This window comes from Streptococcus sp. SR1 (genome assembly GCF_000526075.1).
GTDB classification, from domain to species: Bacteria; Bacillota; Bacilli; order Lactobacillales; family Streptococcaceae; genus Streptococcus; species Streptococcus halitosis.
In genome coordinates, this window is the sequence record NZ_JATR01000017.1 from 14,959 (window position 1) to 40,619 (window position 25,661).

Genomic DNA, 25,661 nt, shown 5'->3' on the forward strand with positions numbered 1-25,661 from the left:
CTGGACTGATTCTTTTTACGAATTTGTTTTGTCCCCTTTAAAGACTTCTTTGAGGTAAGCATCGAAAACTTCCTCATCTGAAATGGTATCTGAGATAAAACTTCCATTGCTAGTGCGTTCTGACAGGTTCAAGTCTTGCAAGCGACTCTCATAGATTGTTCCCTTGTTAGATTGGACAAGCAGCGTTTGGTCGTTTTCTTCCATTTCTGTACTAAAGAGATCACCAACGAATCCTCGCTCTGCAACTGCTCCAGCCAAGAAGACACGGTGCGGTTTGTTTTTCAACTCACGCAAGACTTGTAGGCCTCGTTTGGCACGGCTGGTCGCTGGAATTTCCTCAATGGAGACGCGTTTTAAGCTACCACGTTGGGTCAAGAGGTAGAAGGATGAGGTATTACAGATGAAGGCAGCCTGAAGCGCATCATCTGTTTTCAGGTTCATAGCCTTGACGCCTGCAGCCTTGGCACCAACAACCGGAACCTCTTCGATATTGAAACGAAGGGAATAACCGTTTTGGCTAATCAAGAGTACATCATCCAGTTTAATTGGAGCCACCGCTATAATCTGGTCTGTCTCGTCTTTGAGCTTAGCATACTTGACAGACTTAGACTTGTAGGTCCGCCATGGAGAGAATTCTTTGCGTTCTACACGCTTGATTTGACCGAGGCGAGTTGCTGCAAAGTAGGTTGTCGCATCATCAAACTGATCCACAACTTCTGCATAGAGAATTTCTTCGTTAGTTTCAAAGTTTGTAATGGTCTGGCTCAGATGCTCTCCGATATCTTTCCAGCGAATATCTGCTAATTCATGGATTGGTCGATAGATGACATTTCCAAGAGTTGTGAACATCAAGAGGTGTTGCGTTGTCTTGGCAGATTGAACAAAGATTAAACGATCATCATCACGTTTGCCAATTTCTTCCAGAGTGGATGCTGCAAAGGAACGTGGGCTAGTGCGTTTGATATAACCTGCCTTGGTCACGCTGACATAGGTATCTTCCTCTGCGATGAGGCTGGCTGTATCAATCTCGATTACTTTTGCTGTATCTTCCAAAGTACTAAAACGTGGTGTCGCAAATTTCTTCTTGACCTCACGGAGTTCTTTCTTCATGAGATTGTACATAGTTCGTTCATCACCGATGATAGCCGCAAGCATGGCAATTTTTTCACGAAGTTCTGCTTCTTCTTCCTGCAAGACAACCACATCTGTATTGGTCAAACGGTAAAGTTGCAAGGTAACGATAGCTTCGGCTTGCTCTTCTGTAAAATCATAGCTGACCTTGAGATTTTCTTTGGCGTCAGCCTTGTTTTCAGAAGCACGAATAAGGGCAATGACTTCGTCCAAAATCGAAATCACGCGAATCAAACCTTCAACGATATGGAGACGTTTCTCAGCCTTTTCCTTATCAAAACGGGAACGTGCCAAAATCACTTCACGACGGTGGGCAATGTAGCTAGACAAGATTGGGACAATTCCAACCTGACGAGGTGTGAAATTGTCAATCGCCACCATGTTAAAGTTGTAATTGATTTGTAGGTCAGTGTATTTGAAGAGATAGTTGAGTACGAGCTCGGTATTAGCGTCTTTCTTGAGCTCAATAGCGATACGAAGACCGTCACGGTCAGACTCATCACGAATTTCAGCAATACCTGCCACCTTGTTATTGACACGAACATCATCGATTTTCTTGACTAGATTAGCCTTATTGATTTCATAAGGAATCTCAGTGATAACGATTTGTTCCTTGCCACCTTTTAACTTTTCAATCTCAGTTTTAGAGCGAACGACCACGCGCCCTTTCCCAGTTTCATAGGCCTTCTTGATTTCGTCACGCCCTTGGATGATAGCTCCTGTAGGGAAGTCTGGTCCAGGCAAGAATTCCATGAGTTTGTCCACCTTGGCTGTTGGGTGATCAATCATGTAAACTGCGGCATCAATGACTTCAGCCAAATTATGCGGCGGAATGTCAGTGGCATAACCAGCCGAAATCCCAGTAGAACCATTGACCAAAAGGTTTGGAAAGGCTGCTGGCAGGACTGTCGGTTCTTTCTCGGTATCATCAAAGTTCCATGCAAAAGGAACTGTCTTTTTCTCGATATCTTGAAGAAGATAACCAGCAATCTCAGACAAACGAGCCTCGGTATAACGCATCGCCGCAGGCGGATCTCCGTCCATAGAACCGTTATTACCGTGCATTTCAACCAAAATCTCACGATTTTTCCAGTCCTGAGACATACGGACCATGGCATCATAGATGGAAGAATCACCGTGTGGGTGGAAATTCCCCATGATGTTCCCGACAGACTTGGCAGACTTACGGTAGCTCTTGTCAAAAGTATTGCCATCCTTATTCATCGAATAAAGAATGCGACGCTGAACCGGCTTCAATCCATCACGAATATCTGGCAAAGCCCGGTCTTGAATGATGTATTTGGAGTAGCGACCAAAGCGCTCTCCCATGATGTCCTCAAGGGACATGTTTTGGATATTACTCATATAGGATACAGAGCCCGTAAAATACAAAGGAAATTTATCTTTTTCACACAGTATTTAGGGCATGTTCAACTCCTTTCAAAGAATGTAGAGTAGGTTTTTATAGAATAAGGGATAATTTACAGAAATTAGTCTCGTGTTCAGTTACTATATATAACCAAACGATCCTTTCTGTAGTTTAATCTTTTAAATTATATATTTTTTTTAGTTAGTGATTTGAAAGTCTCTCCTCAGCATACTTAATCATCCTCTCTGCCACTTCCTTATCATAGTCAAGGCCCATCTTGTTAGCAAGGTATTGAGCTTCTTGGTGGAAATGTTTCATTGTTGCAAATAAAGACTGAGTGATTTTTTCTAAACTGGAGAAATCAAGCAGATTTAAGAATTCCTTCTCTTTCTCAGTAGGTAAATAGTTAAAGAGATATTTATAGTTCTTGCCAATATCGACAGTCCCCTTATCACTTGCTACCTGCCAGGCTAAGACCTTCAGGAGTTCTTGGTGACAAATCCCATAGAGATGGTCAGTAGCGTAGAGTAGTTGCTTGCGACAGATTCCTTTGACTACGTAGGCTGACACCCACCAAAATTCATTGCAGGCTTTTTCAAAATCTGTCTGACTAGCTGGACTTGTCCAGTAACGTTGAGGACTTGGTGAATAAGGGGCAAACAAACCCTTAGTGTCCTCTAGCACCGTGAAATCCGCTTCGCTTTCTACCCACTCCTTGATATACTCTTTAGGACATAGAGTCAAATCAATCCGATTGCCATCTTCAAAGAGCATGAGGTAGAGACGACGGTTGCCAAGGATATTATGCTGCTCAATGATACGTGTTCCAAACTGGTCCAACCAAGCAAGATTACTCGTCAGATTATCTAAGTCGTCCACGACATAAACAACATCATAATCTTGAAACTCATCTTTTGGAGCTTTTGGATTTGTCCGTGAACCAGACATGGCGATAGCCTCGACTTGGAGCACTTTTGCGGTTTGAAAAATTAAACCAAGCATTTTGGATTCTGTTTTCATGGTCATATCTGATTTATTAATTTTCATCTTGTTATAAAAGTGTAAAAAATCACATTAGTACACTTAAACATACTGTAATCTTGTAATTTATAAAGTAATAATTCTCTTCAGCGATATAATAGTTAGATAAAAATAATGCTCTATTCTATATTTGCATTAGTAGCAAGACTTGCAGCATAATATTTGTCATAAATTAAATTTTCATCTAAAGATTCTATTAAATCTTTGTTGTAGTCTATATCCTTCATTAAAGTAGGAGCATATTTTTGTAAAAGTAAATAGAAAATTCCATAAAAAACTCCCGTCTCCTGTTTATACACAGGAATTCGAATATCCAAAGAATATTTTTCTTTGCTCTTTATCCTTTTTTTACCGCACTTAATGGCAACGCGATATCTCAGGTTACAACTTCTATCAACCAATACATGAAACATAACATCATTAGTACCCTGTTTTAAACTTTGAGAGCAACTAACAGATTGTCTATTGATATCCTCGCGCAAATCAAGAATCGGAATTCCACCACCATTAAAACCGCCACGCCCCTCTTGAGGTCTATAGAATCGATTTTCCTTTCTGTTGTAGATTACAACCAACTTTAGACGAGGAAACTCATTTCCATTATCATCAAATACTGAAACTTTTAGAGTTTCTAAACTTCTATTCTTTTTGAACTCAGAAATAAATTCATCAAATTGATATATAAGTAAACTTTTGATATCTCCAGACTTTAAAACATGAGCTCCATCTATAACTTTCTCTATTTCATCAATTATTTTATAAGTGTCTTTCTCACAGAATGAAAATTTAACACTGCATTTCCGTAGCGACTCTTCCTTAGTTCCATTGTTATAAGCTAGCAGCACAAATTTTTGATTACCATCATAAAAACCGCCATCATATTGAATATCTGAAAAATCATTATTTTCTTTCTTGATATTATATAATTCAATATTTGTTACTGATTGAGTAGTACTTCTTTTATTTTCTACAGTTAAAATATTTAATATAAAATTTGAGTATAATCGTTGTCCAGAAGTTACTTGTTCAGGCATTCCATTCCTGTTATTTATGTTTGAAATATTACTCCCAATTATAGTTATTCTTTTTTTATTATCAAATCTATTTTTTAAAACATGTACTGTAATCGGCCCCAAAATCGTAGTCACCATCAGAGCTATTATTATCCACCACCACTGTTGTGATAATGGTAGATTATTTTGCTGTACATTTTGTGTTACTATAAACATCCTTTTCAATATCTCCTCAAAACACCATTTCCCCACTCTCTTCCAGCGTAAACTTGACATTATCCTCAATCCACTTACGGCGTGGTTCGACCTTGTCTCCCATGAGGACGTTTACGCGGCGTTCAGCACGTGCTAGATCTTCAATTGTAACACGGATGAGAGTGCGGGTTTCTGGATTCATAGTTGTTTCCCAGAGTTGGTCCGCATTCATCTCACCAAGACCTTTGTAGCGTTGAAGGGTTGCGCCTTTACCGAACTTTTTGCGGAGTTCTTCTAACTCACCGTCTGTCCAAGCATAGGCCACTTCTTCTTTCTTGCCTTTCCCTTTGGACATCTTGTAAAGAGGCGGAAGGGCGATATAGACATGTCCTGCCTCGACTAGTGGACGCATGTAGCGGTAGAAAAAGGTTAAAAGAAGAGTTTGAATGTGGGCACCATCGGTATCTGCATCGGTCATGATAATAATCTTGTCATAGTTGGCATCCTCAATGGAGAAGTCTGCTCCCACACCCGCACCGATGGTATAAATCATGGTATTGATTTCTTCATTTTTGAGGATATCCGCCATCTTGGCCTTGGCTGTATTAATAACCTTACCTCGAAGTGGCAAGATAGCCTGGAACTTACGGTCACGACCTTGCTTGGCAGAACCACCGGCAGAGTCCCCCTCAACCAGGTAGAGTTCATTCTTGGCAGGGTTTTTAGACTGGGCTGGAGTCAATTTTCCAGACAACAAGCCCTTGTCTTTCTTGTTTTTCTTGCCATTTCGGCTCTCATCACGGGCCTTACGTGCCGCCTCACGCGCATCACGCGCCTTGATAGCCTTGCGAATGAGATTGGAAGCCAGCTCCCCATTTTCCATTAGGAAGAAGGTCAACTTATCAGCCACAATCCCATCCACAACTGGACGAGCCAGAGGACTTCCAAGTTTGTCCTTTGTCTGACCCTCAAACTGCAGGTGCTCTTCAGGAACGAGAATTGATAGAACGGCTGCTAAACCTTCACGGTAATCTGAACCTTCAAGATTTTTATCTTTTTCCTTGAGGAGCCCAGTCTTACGCGCGTAGTCATTCATGACCTTAGTAATGGCTGACTTAAGTCCTGTCTCATGCGTTCCACCATCTTTCGTACGAACGTTATTGACAAAGGATAGAATATTATCTGAAAAACCATCATTGTACTGGAGGGCAACCTCCACTTGGAAACCATTGTCTTCCCCTTCAAAGTACAGAACTGGTGTCAAGGTTTCCTTGTCTTCGTTCAAATAGGAAACAAAGTCCTGAACTCCATTTTCATAATGGTATTCAATTGCTTCATCTGTTCGTTTGTCTGTCAGAGACAAGGTCACATTTTTTAAGAGAAAGGCTGACTCATTGAGTCGTTCTGAAATGGTATTGTACTTAAAGTCAGTCGTAGAAAAGATCGTCGCGTCAGGCATGAAGGTGACTTTGGTACCTGTCTTAGTCTTGGGTGCTGTACCAATTTTCTTCAAAGTCGTGGCAGGTTTTCCACCATTTTCAAAGCGTTGCTTATAAACAGCACCATCACGAGTGATTTCTACTTCTAGCCAACTAGAAAGGGCATTAACAACAGAAGACCCCACCCCGTGGAGACCTCCAGATGTCTTATAGCCCCCTTGACCGAATTTTCCTCCGGCATGGAGAATGGTAAAGATAACCTCTACGGTTGGAATTCCCATGGCATGCATACCAGTCGGCATCCCACGACCATGGTCCTCTACTGTTAGACTTCCGTCTTTATTGATAGTTACATCAATGCGGTCACCAAATCCAGATAAGGCCTCATCGACTGCATTGTCCACTATTTCCCAGACTAGGTGATGGAGACCCGCACCGTCGGTCGAACCGATATACATCCCCGGACGTTTACGAACCGCATCCAACCCTTCTAGCACCTGAATGGCGTCATCATTGTAGTTATTAATATTGATTTCCTTTTTTGACACAAGGAACCTCCTATTTGTTCATCTTTTCTATTTTACAGGTTTTCTAGGGATTTTGCAAAGTTTTTCCCGTTCAGCTGTCACAATTTTAAAGGATATTCTCATCATTTCTACACTATTTCATGGTATAATAGGTCTATGATGACATTTGTATTATTAATTTTAGCTTATCTGCTAGGTTCAATTCCGTCTGGTCTCTGGATTGGACAAGCTTTCTTTCAAACAAATCTGCGAGAGCATGGTTCTGGAAATACTGGAACAACCAATACTTTCCGTATTTTGGGTAAGAAAGCGGGTATGGCAACCTTTGTGATTGACTTCTTTAAAGGGACCTTGGCCACTCTACTTCCTATTCTTTTCCACCTACAAGGTGTATCGCCTCTTGTCTTTGGACTTTTAGCTGTAATTGGACATACCTTTCCTATCTTTGCAGGATTTAAAGGGGGCAAGGCTGTCGCAACTAGCGCTGGAGTTGTTTTCGGATTTGCGCCTATCTTCTGTCTCTACCTAGCAGTCGTATTCTTTGGAACCCTCTATCTTGGTAGTATGATTTCCTTGTCTAGCGTTGCCGCTTCTATCGCAGCCGTCATCGGAGTTCTACTATTTCCACTATTTGGATTTATCCTAGACAGCTATGACCCTCTCTTCATTCTGATTATCCTAACACTTGCTAGCTTGATTATCATTCGTCACAAGGATAATATCACACGTATCAAAAATAAAACTGAAAATCTTGTCCCTTGGGGATTGAACTTAACCCATCAAAATCCTAACAAATAAAACGCCAGTTTGAAACTGACGTTTTTTTGTATGCTTATTTTGACTTGATGTAGTTGATACCGTCTGCCTTTGGTGCGACTGCTTTTCCAAAGAAGGCTGCCAAGACAAGGATGGTCAAGACATAAGGGGCGATTTGAAGGTAAACCGCTGGCACTCCTTGTAGGAAAGGTAATTGAGAACCGATAACTGCCAAACTTTGTGAAAGTCCAAAGAAAAGACTAGAAAGCATAGCACCGATTGGGTTCCATTTACCAAAGATCATCGCAGCAAGAGCGATAAATCCAGGACCGACAATAGTCGTTACTGAGAAGTTGACAGAAATGGATTGAGCATAAATCGCTCCCCCAATTCCCCCTAGGAAACCTGATATGATAACTCCAAGATATCGCATCTTGTAGACATTGATCCCCAAGGTATCCGCTGCCTGAGGGTGTTCACCAACAGAGCGAAGGCGAAGACCAAAACGTGTCTTAAAGAGAATAAACCATGCAAAGAATGAGAAGGCAATCGCGATATAACCTAGTAGACTGGTTGACTTGAAGAAGATATCTCCAATCACTGGGATATCAGCCAAAACTGGGAAATCAAAACGTCCAAAAGTTTGGCTTAAGTTATCCGTTTGTCCTTTGTTATAAAGAACTTTAACCAAGAAAACCGCTAAGGCAGGAGCCATCAAGTTCAATACTGTACCACTGACAACATGGTCCGCACGGAAATGAACTGTTGCGACGGCATGGATGAGGGAGAAAATAGCTCCCACGATACCAGCAACTAACAAGGAAATCCAAGGAGTCGCTGCTCCAAGTTGTTCTGCAAACTCAAGGTTAAAGACAACCCCAGAAAAGGCTCCCATAACCATAATTCCTTCAAGACCGACGTTAACGACACCACCACGTTCAGAGAAAACTCCCCCGATACTCGTAAAAATAAGTGGTGCTGAGTAAATCAGCATAGAAGAGACCAAGAGGGTGAGTAATGTTGTAATAGACATCCTTACTTACCTCCTTTAACTTGTTTTTTTGGTTTGACAAAATGTTCGATAATATAGTGAACACTGACAAAGAAGATAATGGACGCTGTTACAATGCTGACAAGTTCAGACGGAACTTGCGCAGCGTTCATACCTGGCGCACCTACTTGCAAAACTCCAAATAAGAAGGCTGCAAAGAGAATTCCAATTGGTGAATTCCCAGCAAGCAAACTAACTGCCATTCCGTTAAATCCGATAGCTAATGATGAGCCCTGAACGTAAACGTTTTGGAAAGTTCCAAGACCTTCGACAGCTCCACCAAGACCAGCCAAAGCACCAGAGATGATCATTGATAGGATGATTGTACGTTTTGCTGAAATACCAGCGTACTCTGAAGCATGGGGATTGAGACCGACTGCACGAATTTCAAAACCGAGAGTCGTTTTCTTGAGCAAGAACCAAATCACACCAACAGCAATGATGGCAAAGAAGATACCGATATTCATACGAGAATTGCCAGTCAACTCAGATAACCATGGTGTCTGATAAGTGGCATTGGCACTCACACGAATTGTTGAGTCCGTGCTTTGCATAAAGTCTTTCGGAAAAGAATGAATAAAGGCGTTCCCTACGTACAAAACAATGTAGTTCATCATGATGGTTACGATAACCTCTGATGTACCTAAATAGGCTCTGAGAATACCTGGAATAGCACCTACAATCCCACCTGCAATCAAGGCAATTACTACGGTAGCTAAAATCAACATTGGGCGTGGCATATCCGGATGCGACAAAGCAAACCAACCACTAAGAATCCAACCCGCTAGTGCCTGACCAGGAAGTCCAACGTTAAAGAAACCTGCACGGCTGGCAACTGCAAACCCCAGACCAATCAAGACAAGAGGACCCATGGCACGGAAAATCTCTCCAATCCCACGGAGGCTACCAAAAGCTGTATAGAACAACTCCTCATAACCCCAGATAGCATCATATCCGAAGATCCACATGACGATGGCTCCGAGCAAGATTCCTAAGAATACGGAAATCAAGGGAACCGAAATTTGTTGTAACTTTTTAGACATCATCCTTCTCCTTTCCCAAGTTTCCACCTGCCATCAAGATACCAAGTTCTTGTTTGTTAGTCGTTTCTGGCGACACAATACCTTGAATCTTCCCATCATGAATAACAGCAATTCGGTCTGAAACATTTAAAATCTCATCCAATTCAAAGCTGACAACAAGCACAGCTTTCCCGTTATCACGTTCTTCAATCAAGCGTTTGTGGATATATTCAATGGCACCGACATCCAAACCACGAGTTGGTTGGCTGACGATAAGGAGATCAGGATCACGATCAATCTCACGAGCGATAATCGCTTTTTGTTGATTTCCCCCTGAAAGAGCTGCTGCTGGAACAAACTCGCTCGCCGCACGGACGTCAAATTCTTCCATCAATTTCTTGGCATGTGAAGTGATATTGGCATAGTTTAAGATACCATTCTTGCTGAGTGGCTCTTTGTAGTAGGTTTGAAGAGCGATATTTTCTGAAATCATCATATCCAAAATCAAACCATCACGGTGGCGGTCTTCAGGAACGTGTCCCACGCTTAGTTCTGTAATTTGTCGAGGATGCATCCCCACGATTGATTTGCCTTTTAATTCAATACTACCTGACTCAACCTTACGAAGACCAGTAATGGCTTGAATGAGTTCAGATTGGCCATTGCCATCAATACCTGCAATACCGACAATCTCACCAGCACGAACATCCAAAGAAAGATTCTTCACAGCTGGTACACCTCGGTTTTCATTGACAACCAAGTCTTTGATAGACAAGACTACTTCTTTTGGTTGTGGTACCTGTTTCTCCGTTTTGAAGGAGACAGAACGTCCTACCATCATCTCTGCCAAGTCTGCATTGGTTGCCCCTGCAATCTCAACCGTCTGGATTGATTTCCCACGACGAATAACCGTCACTCGATTGGATACTGCACGAATCTCATCCAGTTTATGGGTAATCAAAATAATAGATTTTCCTTCTTTGACAAGATTTTTCATGATAGCCATCAACTCATCAATCTCTGAAGGAGTCAATACTGCCGTAGGTTCGTCAAAGATGAGGATATCAGCACCACGGTAAAGTGTCTTCAAGATTTCTACACGTTGTTGAGCACCAACGGAAATATCTGCCACCTTGGCAGCAGGATCCACTGCCAAACCATAACGTTCAGAAAGAGCCTTGATTTCTTTAGTAGCTTCAGCTATATCTAGCACACCATTTTTAGTAATTTCACTCCCCAAAATGATATTTTCAGCTACTGTAAAAGCTTCAACCAACATAAAATGTTGGTGAACCATCCCAATTCCTAGACTAGCAGCTTTAGAAGGTGAATCTAGTTTGACAACTTGACCATTCACCGCAATTTCACCACTAGTTGGCTCGAGAAGTCCTGCCAGCATATTCATCAGAGTGGATTTACCCGCTCCATTTTCTCCTAAAAGTGCATGGATTTCACCTTTTCGCAGTTGCAAGTTGATCTTGTCGTTTGCTACAAATTCACCAAACACCTTGGTAATATCCCGCATCTCAATGACATTTTCGTGTGCCATATGCTTTTCCTTTCCGAGATTTATTTTGTTTCAATAAAACCTGCTAATCGTGTTAACAAGTTCTATTGAGACAAAAATTGCCTCAATTCTTAAAGAAGCGACCGATGGTCGCTTCCTAAGAAATGACTTTTATCCATTATTTTTCAGGAACTTTTACGCTTCCGTCAAGGATTTTAGCTTTTGCGTCTTCAACAGCTTTTTTACCTTCTTCTGAAAGGTTTGTCACTGCCAAGTCAACCCCTTTATCTTTCAATGAGTAGACAATAACTTGTCCGCCAGGGAATTCACCTTTTTCTGCCTTGTTAGCAATATCTTTTACAGTTGTACCAACTTGTTTCAATGTAGATACAAGAACAAAGTTTGATTCTTTACCATCTTTAGAAGTGTATTTACCTTCTGCTGCTTGGTCACGGTCTACACCAATAACCCAAACTTTTTCGTCTTCATTTTTACTTTCGTTCAAAGATTTTGCTTCAGCAAAGACACCAGCACCTGTACCACCAGCTGCTTGGTAGACAACGTCTGCACCTGCAGCGTATTGAGCAGCTGCAATTGTTTTACCTTTGGCAGCATCACCAAATGAACCAGCGTAGTCAACTTGGACTTTGATAGATGGGTCTACTGACTCAACACCAGCTTTAAATCCAGCAGCGAAACGTGAAATAACTTCAGATTCGATACCACCTACAAAACCAACTTGTTTTGTTTTAGTTGTTTTAGCTGCTGCAACACCAGCAAGGTAAGCTGCTTCGTTATCCGCAAATGTTACGCTCGCAACATTCTTTTGATCTTTGATCACATCATCAATCAAGACATAGTTTAAGTCAGAGTGGTCTTTTGCTGCCTCTTCAACTGCATTGTGAAGTGCAAAACCAACACCGAAGATCAGGTTGTAACTTCCAGCCGCTTGTTGCAAGTTGTTAGCATAGTCTGCTTCACTTGTTGATTGGAAATAAGTAAAGCCTTTATCTTTAGAAAGATTGTGTTCTTTACCCCAGTCTTGCAAACCTTCCCAAGCTGATTGGTTGAATGATTTGTCATCAACACCACCAGTATCTGTTACGATCGCTGCTTTGGTCTTCATTTCAGATGAAGATGAAGCTGCGTTACGAGAAGAGCGGTTACCACATGCAGCAAGTCCAACTGCTGCTACTGCAACTAGACCAAGGCCTAGCCATTGTTTCTTGTTCATTACTGAACCTCCTAAATAAGATGTGCAACGATGTTGCAAGTATGGATTGGTTGGCCACAAGGACCGCGTCACTCAGAGAGTGACTCAGACTAGTTTAAGTCTGTAAATGAGTATGGAAGTAACTCCCCGACCGTCATCTCGACCGTCGATTTATCTTTTGCGACAAGTGTCACTTTTAGATCTTTTTCAAAAAATTCAGCCATCACTTGGCGACAAGCGCCACATGGCGAGATAGGTTTTTCAGTCTGTCCGTAGACAATCAACTCTGAAAACTCTCTTTGGCCTTCGGAAACTGCTTTGAAAATCGCTGTACGCTCTCCACAGTTTGTCAAAGAATAGCTAGCATTCTCAATATTAACACCTGTATAAACGTTACCATCTTTCGCCACTAGAACAGCACTAACAGGAAAGTGAGAATAGGGTACATAGGCTTGCTTGCTGGTTTCAATTGCTAAGTCAATCAACTCAGTAGTCGCCATCTGCTAATTCTCCTTTTAAAATTGCCACGCCAGCTGATGTTCCAATACGAGTAGCGCCTGCTTCCAAAAAGGCAAGAGCGTCTGCATATGAACGCGCTCCACCAGCTGCCTTAACTCCCATATCTGGTCCGACAGTTTTACGCATCAACTTAACATCTTCTATAGTGGCACCACCAGTTGAAAATCCAGTTGATGTTTTGACAAAGTCAGCGCCTGCTTTCTGGGATAATTGGCAAGCCACAACCTTTTCATCGTCTGTCAATAAGCAAGCTTCAATAATGACTTTAACCAACTTGTCACCACTTGCTTCTACAACAGCACGGATGTCCGATTCAACCAAATCAAGATTACCTGATTTGAGAGCACCGACATTGATAACCATATCAATCTCATCTGCACCATTTTGGATGGCTTCCTTGGTTTCAAAAGCTTTTACAGCTGAAGTTGTCGCTCCCAAGGGGAAACCAACTACTGTACAAACCTTTACATCTGAGCCTTCAAGTCCTTTTTTGGCATGTTTTACCCATGTGGGATTGACACAAACACTGGCAAAATCATACTCACGCGCTTCAGATAGCAAACGATCAATTTGTTCTTGACTTGCATCTTGTTTTAAAAGCGTATGATCAATATATTTGTTTAATTTCATATTCGGATTCCTCTCTTTTTCATGAGATGATTTCAATTATTTCCTGCAAACGTTTCACTCTATCATTTATTTTAACATATTTTTGAAATTCTGTAACTAGTTGAGGGGAAATTTTTCCATTTGTATAAACTTTTGCGACAATTTCTCCCTTTTGCACGGAGTCACCGACCTTCTTCTCAAAAACGATTCCAGTTTCATAGTCTAAATTATCAGACTTGACTGCGCGACCAGCTCCCAATCTCATGGCATAGAGACCAAATTCCATCGCTGGAAGGGCTGAAATGACACCTGACTCTTGAGCCGGGATATCTACTACATGCGCCACCTTGACTGGGCGATAGAGATCTTCTAAATCACCGCCTTGAGCTGCTACCATTTCTTCAAACTTAGCCAGTGCTTGGCCATTTTCAAGATGTTGACGGACTTCTTCAACCGTCTTCTCAACATTTGCCAAACCAAGCATAATCTGAGCTAGTTCACAAATAAAGTGACTGATATCTTCTCGACCCTTTCCTTGAAGAATTTCAATTGCTTCTAGGATTTCGAGACGATTGCCAATGGCTCGTCCCAAGGGCTGGCTCATATCGGTAATAACCGCTACTGTCTTTCGACCAACGGCCTTACCCAAATCGACCATGGTTTGAGCCAATTCACGCGCCTCATCAACCGTCTTCATGAAGGCACCCTCACCGACCGTTACGTCTAGCAAAATAGCATCCGCCCCAGCAGCAATTTTCTTGCTCATGACAGAACTAGCAATCAAAGGAATCGTGTCGACAGTCGCCGTCACATCACGGAGGGCATAGAGAAGTTTGTCTGCTTTAACCAGCTGATCTGACTGCCCAATAACAGATACACCAATGTCCTGTACCTGACGGATGAAATCCTCTTGACTGCGCTCCACTTGGTAGCCCTTGATTGCTTCCAACTTATCTAGGGTTCCGCCAGTATGCCCTAGTCCACGACCACTCATTTTTGCCACGGGCACACCAAAGCTAGCAACAAGGGGAGCTAAAATCAAGGTCACCTTATCACCTACACCACCAGTAGAATGTTTGTCAACTTTAACCCCATCAATAGCTGACAAGTCAAACTCCTGACCTGTCTTAACCATATTCATCGTCAGGTCAGAAATCTCTCGTGTCGTCATTCCTTTGAAATAAACCGCCATAGCAAAGGCAGACATCTGATAGTCTGGAACAGTTCCTGCCACATAGCCTTCTATTAGCCACTTGATTTCATTTGAAGTAAGTTCTTGACCATCTCGTTTCTTTTGAATTAAATCAACTGCTCTCATTCTTTCACACTTCTAAGGATATAATATCCCTTGTCTTTCTTTACTATTTCACAATTTCCAAAAACATCTTCCATCTTGCTTTTGGCACTCGGAGCACCTTGTTTTTTTTGAATAACAATGGTTAAATCACCTCCATCTTTCAAGAAATCTCTGCTCTTTTCGATAATCTCATGAACAACTTGTTTACCCGCTCGAATAGGCGGATTAGAAATAACATGGTCAAATTTCCCTTCAACTTGTTCATAGATATTGGATTGGAAAATCCTCGCTTCAACCTTATTTCGTTCAGCATTTTGTCGCGCTAAGTCCAAGGCGCGATTATTGATATCAACCATGGTTGCCTGAACTCCATAAGCCTTGGTCAAGGACAAGCCCAAAGGCCCATATCCACAACCCACATCAAGGACCGTTTCTCCTTTGTTAACCTCTAGACACTTCAATAAAAGCTGACTCCCAAAGTCAACCATTTTCTTGCTAAAAACACCCGCATCTGTTAAAAAGGTCATATTTTCTCCCAACAACTCCACTCTCAACTCATGTATGTCGTGAGCAGCATCAGGATTTTCTACATAATACATTTTACTCATAAAACTATTTTACCATAATTTGGCTTGAATTGTAAATCGTTTACAAAGTGATGATCAAATGAAAAAGACTGAAGAAAGCTAGTAAGTAAAACCTTTTCTTCAATCTCTTTCAATGATTAGAAATACATTACAATCTATCGGGAACTACAAATTATCATAGTCAGGAAAAAACAGTTCGTCTGTAATCAGGCGCATTTTTATTACCATTTCTTAACCTTAAAATACTTTATTATCAACAGGATTCCCAATATGATGTTTAGATAAAAGCCCAACTGATAAGTTTGTGTCAAGATTTCCAAACTTGTCCAAAGTCGTATCAAATCTTCTAGTGACATACGGAATAGATATCCTTCTGTAGCAATCCACAAAATCAAAAATAGATAACTACCAGCAGCAAGCCATTTCGTCCACTGCTTTTTTACTAACCAAGCAATCAAGAGTGAACAGATAAAGATAACTGTTACAAGAAGATGATCCATTAAGAAGGTAAAACCGTAATAGGTTTCTACAAAGCGTCTACCATTATCCGCATTCGCTCCCCTTATAAAAGGTAGTGCAAAACTTAAAATAAAACAGAGTCCCAATATGTAACATCTCAAGATTTTCATTGTGTGCCTCCTATAAGTTGCGAACTAAAAAAGCCCACTTTTAATAACTGATAAGTCTTCAGAAACAATTCCCTATTTCATCATTAAATTATTCAACCTCCATCTCTATTATACGATATTGACTTACTACCATCAAGAAACCGCTTTATTTTTTTAGCTTTTTATGGTATGATAGACAAAATATCTAGGGGAAAACAAATGACCAACGAATTTTTACATTTTGAAAAAATCAGTCGCCAGACTTGGCAATCATTGCATCGCAAAACAACCCCTCCCTTGACAGAGGAAGAGTTAGAATCCATCAAGAGTTTCAATGACCAAATCAGCCTACAAGATGTGACAGATATTTATTTACCATTGGCCTATCTCATCCAAATTTACAAACGTACCAAAGAGGATTTAGCCTTCTCTAAGGGAATTTTTCTCCAAAGAGAGAGTAAATCTCAGCCCTTCATCATCGGAGTTTCGGGAAGTGTTGCCGTTGGCAAATCAACAACTAGCCGACTTCTGCAAATCCTTCTGTCTCGTACAGTTACTGACGCCACTGTGGAGTTAGTGACAACCGACGGTTTTCTCTATCCCAATCAAACCTTGATGGACCAAGATATCTTAAATCGCAAAGGTTTTCCTGAAAGTTATGATATGGAAACCTTGCTGAATTTTCTTGACCGCCTAAAGAATGGACAAGATGTCGATATTCCTGTCTATTCTCATGAAGTGTATGACATCGTTCCTGGAGAGAAACAACGTGTCAAAGCTGCTGACTTTGTTATTGTCGAAGGCATCAATGTCTTTCAAAACCCTCAAAATGAGCGCCTTTACATCACTGATTTCTTTGATTTCTCCATCTATGTAGATGCTGCTGTCGAGGACATTGAAAGTTGGTATCTGGATCGTTTCTTAAAACTCCTCAGCTTTGCCCAAAATGATCCCAACAGCTACTACCACCACTTTACGCAAATGCCAATTGGAGAAGTTGAAGCCTTTGCACACCAGGTTTGGACCAGCATTAATCTCACAAATCTACAAAACTATATCGAACCGACAAGGAATCGAGCCGAGGTCATTCTCCACAAGACTAAAAACCACGAAATCGATGAAATTTACCTAAAAAAATAATTTCCCCTTGTCAAAACCTAAGTTTTCATATATAATGGTATAGTTAGTAAATATGGAGGTAAGAACATTGGCAAACATTAAATCAGCTATCAAACGCGCTGAATTGAACGTTAAACAAAACGAAAAAAACTCAGCTCAAAAATCAGCTATGCGTACTGCTATCAAAGCTTTCGAAGCAAACCCTTCTGAAGAACTTTTCCGTGCTGCTAGCTCAGCTATCGACAAAGCAGAAACTAAAGGTTTGATTCATAAAAACAAAGCAAGCCGCGATAAAGCTCGTCTTTCAGCTAAACTTGCTAAATAAGAAACAGTCCATAGAGGCTGTTTTTTTGTCCTCTAATAAGAAAAGGTAGAAAATGAAAATCGCAATCATCGGATATTCTGGAGCTGGTAAGTCAACTCTAGCAGAAAAGTTGTCTAACTACTACTCCATACCCAAACTGCATATGGATACTCTCCAATTCCAGCCAGGCTGGAAAGACAGTGACCGTGATTGGATGAAATCCGAGATGAAAAGCTTCTTAACCAATCACTCAAACTGGGTCATCGATGGCAACTACTCTTGGTGCTATTACGAGGAAAGAATGCAAGAAGCTGACCAAATCATCTTCCTCAATTTTTTACCTTGGACTTGCTTACTGAGGGCCTTTAAGCGTTATCTCAAATACAGAGGTCAAGTTCGAGAAAGCATGGCGGCTGGCTGTAAAGAGCAATTTAACTGGGACTTTATCAGATGGATTCTCTGGGATGGGCGGACCAAAACTGCTAAAGAACGCTATCAGCGGATTCAACAAACCTATCCAGAGAAAGTAATTGTCCTCAGGTCGCAAAAGGAGATGGACCAGTTCTTAGAAAATCTTGCAAATAACAAGAAAAACCAACGTGCATAACGTTGGTTTTTTGCTTTTACCCAATCACACTTCCGTTTGGTACAGCTGGATCAACTGTGAGAAGGGTTAATTTGTCATCATGTTCAGCTGAGAGAATCATCCCTTGGCTGACATATTTTTTCATCATCTTACGTGGTTTAAGGTTGGCAACGATTTGTACCTTCTTGCCGACCAATTCTTGCTCGTTTGGATAGTATTTAGCTATTCCTGAGAGGATTTGACGGTCTTCACCATCACCAGCATCCAAACGGAATTGAAGCAATTTATCAGAACCTTCCACTTTAGAAACTTCTTTGACTTCTGCGACACGGATTTCAACCTTGTCAAAGTCTTCAAACTTGATTTCATCCTTGTTGAGTTTGAGTTCAACTTCATCTGGATTCCATTCTTTTTCGACTGCTGGTTTGTTACCTTCCATTTGTTCCTTGATATAGGCAATCTCTTCTTCCATGTCGAGACGTGGGAAGATTGGTGTTCCTTTGGCAACAACAGTCACACCTGCAGGGAAATCTGCCAAGCTCAAGTTTTCTAGGCTCACCACTTCTTCCAAGCCAAGTTGAGTCATGACCGCAAGACTCGTTTCCATCATAAATGGTTCAATCAAGTGCGCCACGACACGAAGGCTAGCTGCCAAGTGGCTCATGACACTTGCCAATTGGTCGCGAAGAGCTTCATCCTTAGCCAAGACCCATGGAGCTGTCTCATCGATGTATTTGTTAGTACGAGAGATAAGGGTCCAGACTGCTTCAAGGGCACGTGGGTAGTCAACTGCTTCCATGTGTGTATGGTAGTCCGCGATTGATTGTTTCGCAACGTCAGCAAGAGCATGGTCAAATTCTGTCACGCCTTCTACATAGGCAGGGATTTGCCCATCAAAGTACTTGTTAATCATGGAAACCGTACGGTTGAGGAGATTTCCAAGGTCATTGGCTAGTTCATAGTTGATACGACCTACATAGTCTTCTGGAGTAAAGGTTCCGTCTGAACCAACCGGAAGGCTACGCATGAGGTAGTAACGAAGTGGATCCAGTCCATAGCGCTCTACCAACATTTCAGGATAAACAACATTCCCTTTAGACTTAGACATCTTGCCGTCTTTCATAACGAACCAACCATGGGCAATCAAGCGGTCAGGCAATTTCATATCCAACATCATGAGAAGAATTGGCCAGTAGATTGAGTGGAAACGAAGGATGTCTTTCCCTACCATATGGAAGACCGTTCCATTCCAGAACTTGTCGTAGTTAGCATGATCCTCTTGACCGTAACCAAGAGCAGTCGCATAGTTAAGAAGGGCATCAATCCAAACGTAGACAACGTGTTTTGGATTGGAAGGGACTGGCACACCCCAGGTAAAGGTTGTACGAGAAACTGCCAAATCTTCTAAACCTGGCTCAATAAAGTTACGCAACATTTCATTGAGACGACCATCTGGAGTGATGAACTCAGGGTGAGATTTGAAAAATTCTACCAAACGGTCTTGGTATTTGCTGAGGCGAAGGAAGTAAGATTCTTCAGATACCCATTCCACTTCGTGACCTGATGGAGCGATACCGCCCGTCACATTTCCAGCTTCGTCACGGAAAACTTCCGCAAGCTGGCTTTCTGTAAAGAATTCCTCATCTGATACTGAATACCAACCAGAATATTCGCCCAAGTAGATATCATCTTGAGCAAGCAAGCGTTCAAAGACCTGTGCTACAACTTTTTCATGGTAATCATCAGTTGTACGGATGAATTTATCATATGAGATATCGAGTAATTTCCAGAGTTCTTTGACGCCAACTGCCATGCCGTCAACATAGGCTTGCGGCGTGATGCCAGCTTCTTCCGCTTTTTGCTGGATTTTCTGACCATGCTCGTCAAGACCTGTCAGATAAAAGACATCGTAGCCCATGAGGCGTTTGTAACGAGCTAGGACATCACAAGCGATGGTTGTGTAGGCAGAACCGATATGAAGTTTACCAGATGGATAGTAAATCGGTGTTGTAATATAAAAATTCTTTTCAGACATAATATTTCCTTTCCAGGCAAATGAAACCTGATTTTCTAACACTTCATTATATCATATTTTCGGTGATTTTCGATAGGAAAATCCATACAAAAACAAGACAGTCAAATGTCCATCTTGTTTTTTTCTGTTCTATATCTTATTCATAACGAAGGGCTTCGATTGGATCGAGCTTAGAGGCTTTATTGGCCGGCAAGACTCCGAAGATCATCCCAACGCTGGCTGACACAGCCAAGCTAAAGAGGGCGATTGGGAGGGAAACCCCAACTTCGATACCTGCAATCATGTTTTGGAGCAGCACTCCAGCTAACATGGTCATTCCAGCAGCAATCCCAAGACCGATGACACCACCTAGCAAGGTTAAGATCATAGATTCAATCAAAAACTGGACCAAGATATTAGCCCGAGTAGCTCCGAGAGCTTTCCGCAGACCAATCTCCCGCGTGCGTTCTGTCACCGAAACCAGCATGATATTCATAACACCAGTTCCCCCGACAAAGAGAGAGATTCCTGCGATGGCACTGATAATGGTGGTCATAAAACCAAATAGTTGTTGTACCTCTTGGAAGGCGGCAGTTGCATCCGCAACTTGGTACTCCCCTTGCTGAAGACCTGCAATCTCAGTCAGTTTTCGAGCCAACTCTGGTCCCAAGGTCTGCGTTAGACTAGTATCATTGACACGAAAGACGATATTCGAGATTTCATCAGTATTAAAATTGGCTGCTAGAGAGATATTGGTTGTAATTGGAAGACCACCAATCCCAAAGGCTTTAGCAGTTTTGGCTTCATTGCTGGTATAAACGCCAATCACACGGTAACTAAATTCATTAACAGAGATGATTTGATTAACCGCAGCTTCGGGACTATCAAACAAACTCTTGGCTAGTTCTTCGTCCAGCAAAATCACACTGGCAAATTCCTTGTAGTCTTGCGGTCTTAGACTTCTACCTGCAACGATTTCATTTTCAACTGCGTTCATGTAGGTGCTATTTCCGCCTGTCAGAGTCGCTCGTTCAACCTTCTTATCCTTATAAGATAGGGTGACGTTGGTCGAGTTGGTGACATAGTAACTGTCTACTCCTTTGAGTTTAGCAGCTTCCTTGACCCAGGATTCTAGTGGTTTTGGCGGTTCAACATGAACATCCTCTTCTTTCCCACTGACTGTCAAAGCTGACTGACGCTGAGTAAAGGAGCCATCCTTGCTCTTGATAGGAGAGAAAAATACATGGATATCCTTCTGCGATTTGGTCATGTTTTTATTGACCTGACGAGACATAGAGTCGCCAAGAGCCATGATGACGACGACGGACGAAACTCCGATGATAATCCCAATCATAGTCAGGAAGGAACGCATCTTATGGGCCATGATGGATGAAAAGGCAAATTTCAGATTCTGCATCTTAGTTTTCCTCCTTCTCTACCTGAGCACTGTCAGACGAGATGACACCATCACGAATGACAATCTGGCGTTTGGCATAGGCAGCTATCTCAGGCTCATGCGTGACCATGATAATGGTTTTCCCTTCCTTGTTTAACTCCACCAACAGTTGCATGATTTGATTCCCCGTCTTGGTATCCAAGGCACCTGTTGGTTCGTCTGCTAGGATGATAGAAGGATTATTTACCAAGGCACGCGCAATCGCTACACGTTGCTTTTGACCACCTGATAACTCAGACGGCAAATGATGACTGCGCTCCGTCAGCTCAACCTTTTCCAGAAATTCCTCAGCCAATTTCCGACGTTTTGAAGCCGAAACTCCAGCGTAAATCAAGGGCAATTCGACGTTTTGAAGTGCATTGAGCTTGGACAAGAGAAAGAACTGCTGAAAGACAAAACCGATTTGCTGGTTGCGGACCTTGGCCAGTTGTTTCTCTCCAAGGCCTGCAACTTCTTGCCCTTCAAGGTAGTACTCTCCACTGGTTGGTGTATCCAACATTCCGATGGTATTCATCAACGTAGACTTTCCAGAACCAGATGGTCCCATAATGGCAACAAACTCACCTTCATGAACTTCTAAGTTAATATTTTTTAGGACCTGCAGTTCTTGGTCACCATTTCGGTAACTCCTGCAAATATTATTGAGACTAATTAGTTTCTTCATCAGCCTTCACCTCTTTTCCTTCTTCCAAGGAAGATGTTGGATTACTGATGACCTTGGCACCGTCTGTCAAACCTGAAGTAATTTCTTGGTTGTCTGCGTCCGCATTCCCCAAAGTAACTTCTACCTTCTTCGCTTTTTTCTGGTCGTCTAAAAGCCAGACATAGTTTTTGTCATTTTCGGTAACAACACTTGTCAAAGGAACAAGGATGGCTTTACTTTTGTTTTTGACTTCAACACTGACTGAGAAGCCTTGTTTCAACTCACCGATATCGCTGGTCACATCAACAGTATAAGGGTACTTAGATCCAGTATTTCCTCCAAGGGCTGCATTTGCTGCTTCTCCGTTGTTTTTAGGATAATCAGAAATATAGCTAATTTTTCCTGTCCAGCTCTTATCTTGATAAACCTTCGAAGTAAAGGTAACTTCTTGCCCAACAGAAAGGTTAGCAAGGTTGTATTCAGACAACTCCCCTTTGACTTGTAAGTTTTCATTACTTACGATATGAACTACCACTTGGCTATTACCTGTTGGCGATTTAGAAACATTACGATTAACTTCAACTACAGTCCCTTCTAGTGTACTGAGGACAGTTGCAGCATCTAGCTGAGCTTGGGCCTTGTTGAGCTGAGCCACAGCATCTGCACGGTTATCCTTGGCATCACTGATTTGAGAATCAATAGAAGATACTGAAGAAGTTGTTGCTTGCGCTTGTTCTGGGAGTCCAGCTTCTGTTGGAACCTGTGGAGAAGTTGATGCAGCTGATGCATTTTCACGGGCTTTGTTTAACTCCTCGATATGACGGTCTGCCTTTGCAACTGCACGATCAGCTGCATCATAGGCAGCTTGAGCATCCGCACTGCTGTATTTCACCAACGCTTGCCCTTCTTCGACCTTGTCCCCGACTGAAACGAGAATTTCATCTAAATCTCCCTTACTAGCATCAAAATAAACGTATTGTTCATTTTTTGCTGTAACCGTGCCTGACAAGAGAACCGATGAAGCAACAGAACCTTCCTTAGCAGTAACGATATGAGAGGTTTCCTCCTTGACTGCTGACTGGGAAGGCTGTCTAAAAATCAAAATCCCCGCAGCACCGATAACAATAGCACTGGCAACACCAATCGCTGTGTATAATTGCCATTTTTTTGCCTTCTTATTTCTTTTCATTTTTAAGCTCCTTTATTCTTTTGCCTTACAAAAACCATTATATCAGAAACACCAAGCCCAAACAATGACAGTTCAGATGGAAACAATGACAATTCAGGATCATTATTTTGTTCGGTATTCGTTTATTGGATTATTGTGCTAGATATATAATACAATATCTTTTTGAATTTGGCAAGCGTTTTTATAATTTTTTTACCGTAGCAGATTTTTGCATTCAAAAAATAAAAACGATAGAATATGACTATCAAAGCTATAAGGAGTTTTCTATGAGAGAATATGATATCATCACCATCGGTGGAGGAAGCGGCGGCATTGCCACTATGAACCGCGCTGGTGAACACGGGGCTAAAGCAGCTGTTATCGAAGAGAAAAAATTAGGTGGAACCTGCGTCAATGTCGGCTGTGTTCCTAAAAAAATCATGTGGTATGGAGCGCAAATCGCTGAAAGCTTCCACCACTACGGCCCTGACTATGGTTTTACAAGTTCAGATGTTCAATTTGATTTTGCTAAACTTCGTCAAAACCGTGAAGCCTACATCGACCGTGCTCGCTCGTCTTATGATGGAAGTTTCAAGCGCAACGGTGTTGATTTGATTGAAGGTCGTGCTCATTTCGTTGATTCCCACACAGTCAGCGTCAATGGTGAATTGATTCGTGCCAAACATATCGTGATTGCGACTGGGGCTCGTCCAAGCATCCCAACTATTCCTGGATCTGAACTCGGTGGCAGCTCAGACGATGTCTTTGCTTGGGAGCAACTTCCTGACTCCGTTGCGATTCTTGGAGCTGGTTATATCGCTGTTGAATTAGCAGGTGTTCTCCACGCGCTAGGAGTAAAAACGGATTTGTTTGTCCGTCGTGATCGTCCCTTGCGTAGTTTTGACAGCTATATCGTTGAAGGACTTGTCAATGAAATGGAAAAAACAGGTCTACCTTTGCACACACATAAGGTACCCGTCAAGCTCGAAGAAACGGAGCAAGGTATTACCATTTATTTCGAAGACGGTTCTAGTCACACTGCCAGCCAAGTTATCTGGGCTACCGGTCGCCGTCCAAATGTAGACGGTCTAGAGTTAGAAAAGGCTGGCGTTACACTCAACCAACGTGGATTTATCCAAGTGGATGAGTATCAGAATACAGTTGTAGATGGCATCTATGCTCTTGGAGATGTGACTGGTGAGAAGGAACTGACCCCAGTAGCCATCAAGGCAGGACGTACCCTATCTGAACGCCTTTTCAACGGGAAAACAAATGCCAAGATGGACTACACGACTATCCCTACAGTTGTCTTCTCCCACCCAGCAATCGGAACCGTTGGTTTAACTGAGGATCAAGCTATAAAAGAATACGGCCAAGATAACATCAAAGTCTACAAGTCAAGCTTTGCATCCATGTACTCAGCCGTTACAAACCATCGTCAAGAGTCTCGCTTCAAACTCATCACCACCGGTGCTGACGAAAAAGTTGTTGGACTACACGGACTTGGTTACGGAGTGGATGAGATGATTCAGGGATTCGCTGTTGCCATCAAGATGGGTGCAACCAAGGCGGACTTTGATGCTACAGTAGCTATCCACCCAACCGCTTCAGAAGAATTTGTGACCATGCGCTAATTATCGCAAGAGACCTCAAGAGGTCTCTTTTTACTTGCAAAATCGGCTGTTACAAAATTGTTACCTTGTTTTTAAAAATAGGTTGACTTTTCTTTCTGAATTAGTATAATAGTTACTATAATTTTGAAAAGAGGTTAACAGTTTTGAAAAAAGCTCATATCTATGCTATCCCCGCTATCGGTGCTGCTCTCATCGCCGTATTGGCACAAATCAGTCTCCCTATCGGTCCTGTACCCTTCACTCTACAAAACTTTGCGATCGGTCTGATTGCTACTGTTTTTAGACCTAGGGAAGCCGTCCTATCTGTAGCTCTCTATCTCCTGCTGGGTGCCATTGGTTTACCTGTCTTTGCAGGGGGAGGTGCAGGATTTCACGTTTTAGTCGGTCCAAGTGCAGGCTATCTTTGGTTTGACCTTGTCTATGCTGGACTTACATCCTATCTCATCCATCAAAATAGTGGCTATATTCGTATTTTCCTAGCCAACCTCTTGGGCGATTCCCTCGTCTTTGTCGGAGGAATTCTCAGCCTCCACTTCCTTGCTGGGATGCCATTCGACAAGGCACTCGCTGTTGGTGTCCTTCCCTTTATCCTCCCTGACCTTGGTAAGATTATTGCCATTAGTTTTATTGGTCGCCCTCTACTAGAACGATTGAAAAGCCTTCCATATTTTTCAAGATAAAAGAATAGTCCAGAACAAGTGTTCTGGACTATTTCCTTTCCAATTACTTCCTAAGAACTAACTGAAAATCAACTCTCATCTAGAGATTATTTATTTTTACGGCTTACAAAGTACAATCCACCAGTCACTGCCATCAAAGCAAGTCCTGCAACTACTGCTGTGTTAGATGCTTT

24 protein-coding genes are annotated in these 25,661 nt (G+C 42.0%); 6 read left to right on the forward strand and 18 right to left on the reverse strand.

Translation table 11 applies throughout. From position 1 onward, the window contains the following. Positions 1–15 precede the first annotated feature (15 nt). From parC to parE, 4 genes are all read right to left on the reverse strand, one after another. Positions 16–2,496, reverse strand: coding sequence for a DNA topoisomerase IV subunit A (gene parC / locus HMPREF1518_RS05995; RefSeq protein WP_081730822.1), 2,481 nt, complete (start codon positions 2,494–2,496; stop codon positions 16–18). A gap of 205 nt (positions 2,497–2,701) precedes the next feature. Continuing rightward, a complete protein-coding gene (locus tag HMPREF1518_RS06000; protein ID WP_155991707.1) occupies positions 2,702–3,520 on the reverse strand; it encodes an aminoglycoside 6-adenylyltransferase in 819 nt (272 codons plus the stop codon). 140 nt (positions 3,521–3,660) lie between these two features. Next, positions 3,661–4,770 (reverse strand): hypothetical protein, encoded by a 1,110-nt coding sequence (locus HMPREF1518_RS06005; RefSeq protein ID WP_033584858.1) that lies wholly within the window; start codon positions 4,768–4,770, stop codon positions 3,661–3,663. 16 nt (positions 4,771–4,786) lie between these two features. Continuing rightward, the gene (parE, locus tag HMPREF1518_RS06010) at positions 4,787–6,736 is read right to left on the reverse strand and encodes a DNA topoisomerase IV subunit B (RefSeq protein WP_033584860.1); all 1,950 of its coding nucleotides are present in this window, start codon (positions 6,734–6,736) and stop codon (positions 4,787–4,789) included. A 135-nt stretch (positions 6,737–6,871) separates the two neighbouring features. On the opposite strand from parE, the gene plsY reads away from it, so the two are divergent. Continuing rightward, positions 6,872–7,513: a glycerol-3-phosphate 1-O-acyltransferase PlsY gene (plsY, locus tag HMPREF1518_RS06015; protein WP_033584861.1), complete on the forward strand. Its 642-nt coding sequence runs from the start codon at positions 6,872–6,874 to the stop codon at positions 7,511–7,513. A 34-nt stretch (positions 7,514–7,547) separates the two neighbouring features. Here plsY and HMPREF1518_RS06020 read toward each other — a convergent pair whose 3' ends face one another. From HMPREF1518_RS06020 to HMPREF1518_RS06060, 9 genes are all read right to left on the reverse strand, one after another. Next, positions 7,548–8,504 carry an ABC transporter permease gene (locus HMPREF1518_RS06020; protein WP_009730274.1) on the reverse strand — a complete coding sequence of 319 codons (957 nt, stop codon included), beginning with the start codon at positions 8,502–8,504 and terminating at the stop codon, positions 7,548–7,550. A 2-nt stretch (positions 8,505–8,506) separates the two neighbouring features. Then, the gene (locus HMPREF1518_RS06025) at positions 8,507–9,565 is read right to left on the reverse strand and encodes an ABC transporter permease (RefSeq protein WP_000038677.1); all 1,059 of its coding nucleotides are present in this window, start codon (positions 9,563–9,565) and stop codon (positions 8,507–8,509) included. Beyond that, entirely contained in the window at positions 9,558–11,093 is a 1,536-nt protein-coding gene (locus HMPREF1518_RS06030) for an ABC transporter ATP-binding protein (protein WP_033584864.1), read from the reverse strand. Before HMPREF1518_RS06030 ends, HMPREF1518_RS06025 begins: the two co-directional genes overlap by 8 nt. A gap of 136 nt (positions 11,094–11,229) precedes the next feature. Continuing rightward, entirely contained in the window at positions 11,230–12,285 is a 1,056-nt protein-coding gene (locus HMPREF1518_RS06035) for a BMP family lipoprotein (protein ID WP_001036148.1), read from the reverse strand. An 89-nt stretch (positions 12,286–12,374) separates the two neighbouring features. Next, positions 12,375–12,764 carry a cytidine deaminase gene (locus HMPREF1518_RS06040; RefSeq protein WP_000246081.1) on the reverse strand — a complete coding sequence of 130 codons (390 nt, stop codon included), beginning with the start codon at positions 12,762–12,764 and terminating at the stop codon, positions 12,375–12,377. Then, positions 12,751–13,413: a deoxyribose-phosphate aldolase gene (deoC, locus tag HMPREF1518_RS06045; protein ID WP_033584866.1), complete on the reverse strand. Its 663-nt coding sequence runs from the start codon at positions 13,411–13,413 to the stop codon at positions 12,751–12,753. Before deoC ends, HMPREF1518_RS06040 begins: the two co-directional genes overlap by 14 nt. A 19-nt stretch (positions 13,414–13,432) precedes the next feature. Then, the gene (locus HMPREF1518_RS06050; protein WP_033584867.1) at positions 13,433–14,710 is read right to left on the reverse strand and encodes a pyrimidine-nucleoside phosphorylase; all 1,278 of its coding nucleotides are present in this window, start codon (positions 14,708–14,710) and stop codon (positions 13,433–13,435) included. Continuing rightward, positions 14,707–15,297: a class I SAM-dependent methyltransferase gene (locus HMPREF1518_RS06055; RefSeq protein WP_081730823.1), complete on the reverse strand. Its 591-nt coding sequence runs from the start codon at positions 15,295–15,297 to the stop codon at positions 14,707–14,709. Before HMPREF1518_RS06055 ends, HMPREF1518_RS06050 begins: the two co-directional genes overlap by 4 nt. Before the next feature lie 200 nt (positions 15,298–15,497). Next, positions 15,498–15,905, reverse strand: coding sequence for a hypothetical protein (locus tag HMPREF1518_RS06060; RefSeq protein WP_033584871.1), 408 nt, complete (start codon positions 15,903–15,905; stop codon positions 15,498–15,500). Positions 15,906–16,103: 198 nt separating this feature from the next. Here HMPREF1518_RS06060 and coaA point away from each other — a divergent pair, with 198 nt between their 5' ends. The 3 genes from coaA to HMPREF1518_RS06075 all read left to right on the forward strand — a co-directional run bounded on the left by coaA (position 16,104) and on the right by HMPREF1518_RS06075 (position 17,914). After that, on the forward strand, positions 16,104–17,024 hold the full coding sequence (gene coaA / locus HMPREF1518_RS06065) for a type I pantothenate kinase (protein ID WP_033584872.1): 921 nt from the start codon (positions 16,104–16,106) through the stop codon (positions 17,022–17,024). 67 nt (positions 17,025–17,091) lie between these two features. Next, the gene (rpsT, locus tag HMPREF1518_RS06070; protein WP_001274000.1) at positions 17,092–17,328 is read left to right on the forward strand and encodes a 30S ribosomal protein S20; all 237 of its coding nucleotides are present in this window, start codon (positions 17,092–17,094) and stop codon (positions 17,326–17,328) included. Positions 17,329–17,380: 52 nt separating this feature from the next. Then, entirely contained in the window at positions 17,381–17,914 is a 534-nt protein-coding gene (locus tag HMPREF1518_RS06075) for a DNA topology modulation protein (RefSeq protein ID WP_033584874.1), read from the forward strand. A 16-nt stretch (positions 17,915–17,930) separates the two neighbouring features. Here HMPREF1518_RS06075 and metG read toward each other — a convergent pair whose 3' ends face one another. From metG to HMPREF1518_RS06095, 4 genes are all read right to left on the reverse strand, one after another. After that, positions 17,931–19,928 (reverse strand): methionine--tRNA ligase, encoded by a 1,998-nt coding sequence (gene metG, locus HMPREF1518_RS06080; RefSeq protein ID WP_033584876.1) that lies wholly within the window; start codon positions 19,926–19,928, stop codon positions 17,931–17,933. A 136-nt stretch (positions 19,929–20,064) separates the two neighbouring features. Continuing rightward, a complete protein-coding gene (locus HMPREF1518_RS06085; RefSeq protein ID WP_033584878.1) occupies positions 20,065–21,324 on the reverse strand; it encodes an ABC transporter permease in 1,260 nt (419 codons plus the stop codon). Position 21,325: 1 nt separating this feature from the next. Beyond that, positions 21,326–22,027: an ABC transporter ATP-binding protein gene (locus HMPREF1518_RS06090; RefSeq protein ID WP_033584880.1), complete on the reverse strand. Its 702-nt coding sequence runs from the start codon at positions 22,025–22,027 to the stop codon at positions 21,326–21,328. Beyond that, positions 22,011–23,195: an efflux RND transporter periplasmic adaptor subunit gene (locus HMPREF1518_RS06095; protein ID WP_033584882.1), complete on the reverse strand. Its 1,185-nt coding sequence runs from the start codon at positions 23,193–23,195 to the stop codon at positions 22,011–22,013. Before HMPREF1518_RS06095 ends, HMPREF1518_RS06090 begins: the two co-directional genes overlap by 17 nt. A 266-nt stretch (positions 23,196–23,461) precedes the next feature. Here HMPREF1518_RS06095 and gor point away from each other — a divergent pair, with 266 nt between their 5' ends. Both gor and HMPREF1518_RS06105 read left to right on the forward strand, forming a co-directional pair. Then, positions 23,462–24,808: a glutathione-disulfide reductase gene (gene gor, locus HMPREF1518_RS06100; RefSeq protein WP_033584884.1), complete on the forward strand. Its 1,347-nt coding sequence runs from the start codon at positions 23,462–23,464 to the stop codon at positions 24,806–24,808. Positions 24,809–24,951: 143 nt separating this feature from the next. Next, on the forward strand, positions 24,952–25,488 hold the full coding sequence (locus HMPREF1518_RS06105; RefSeq protein WP_033584885.1) for a biotin transporter BioY: 537 nt from the start codon (positions 24,952–24,954) through the stop codon (positions 25,486–25,488). Positions 25,489–25,574: 86 nt separating this feature from the next. On the opposite strand, the gene HMPREF1518_RS11040 is transcribed toward HMPREF1518_RS06105, so the two are convergent. Next, on the reverse strand, positions 25,575–25,661 hold an 87-nt coding region (locus HMPREF1518_RS11040; protein WP_156025214.1), incomplete at its 5' end, for an LPXTG cell wall anchor domain-containing protein.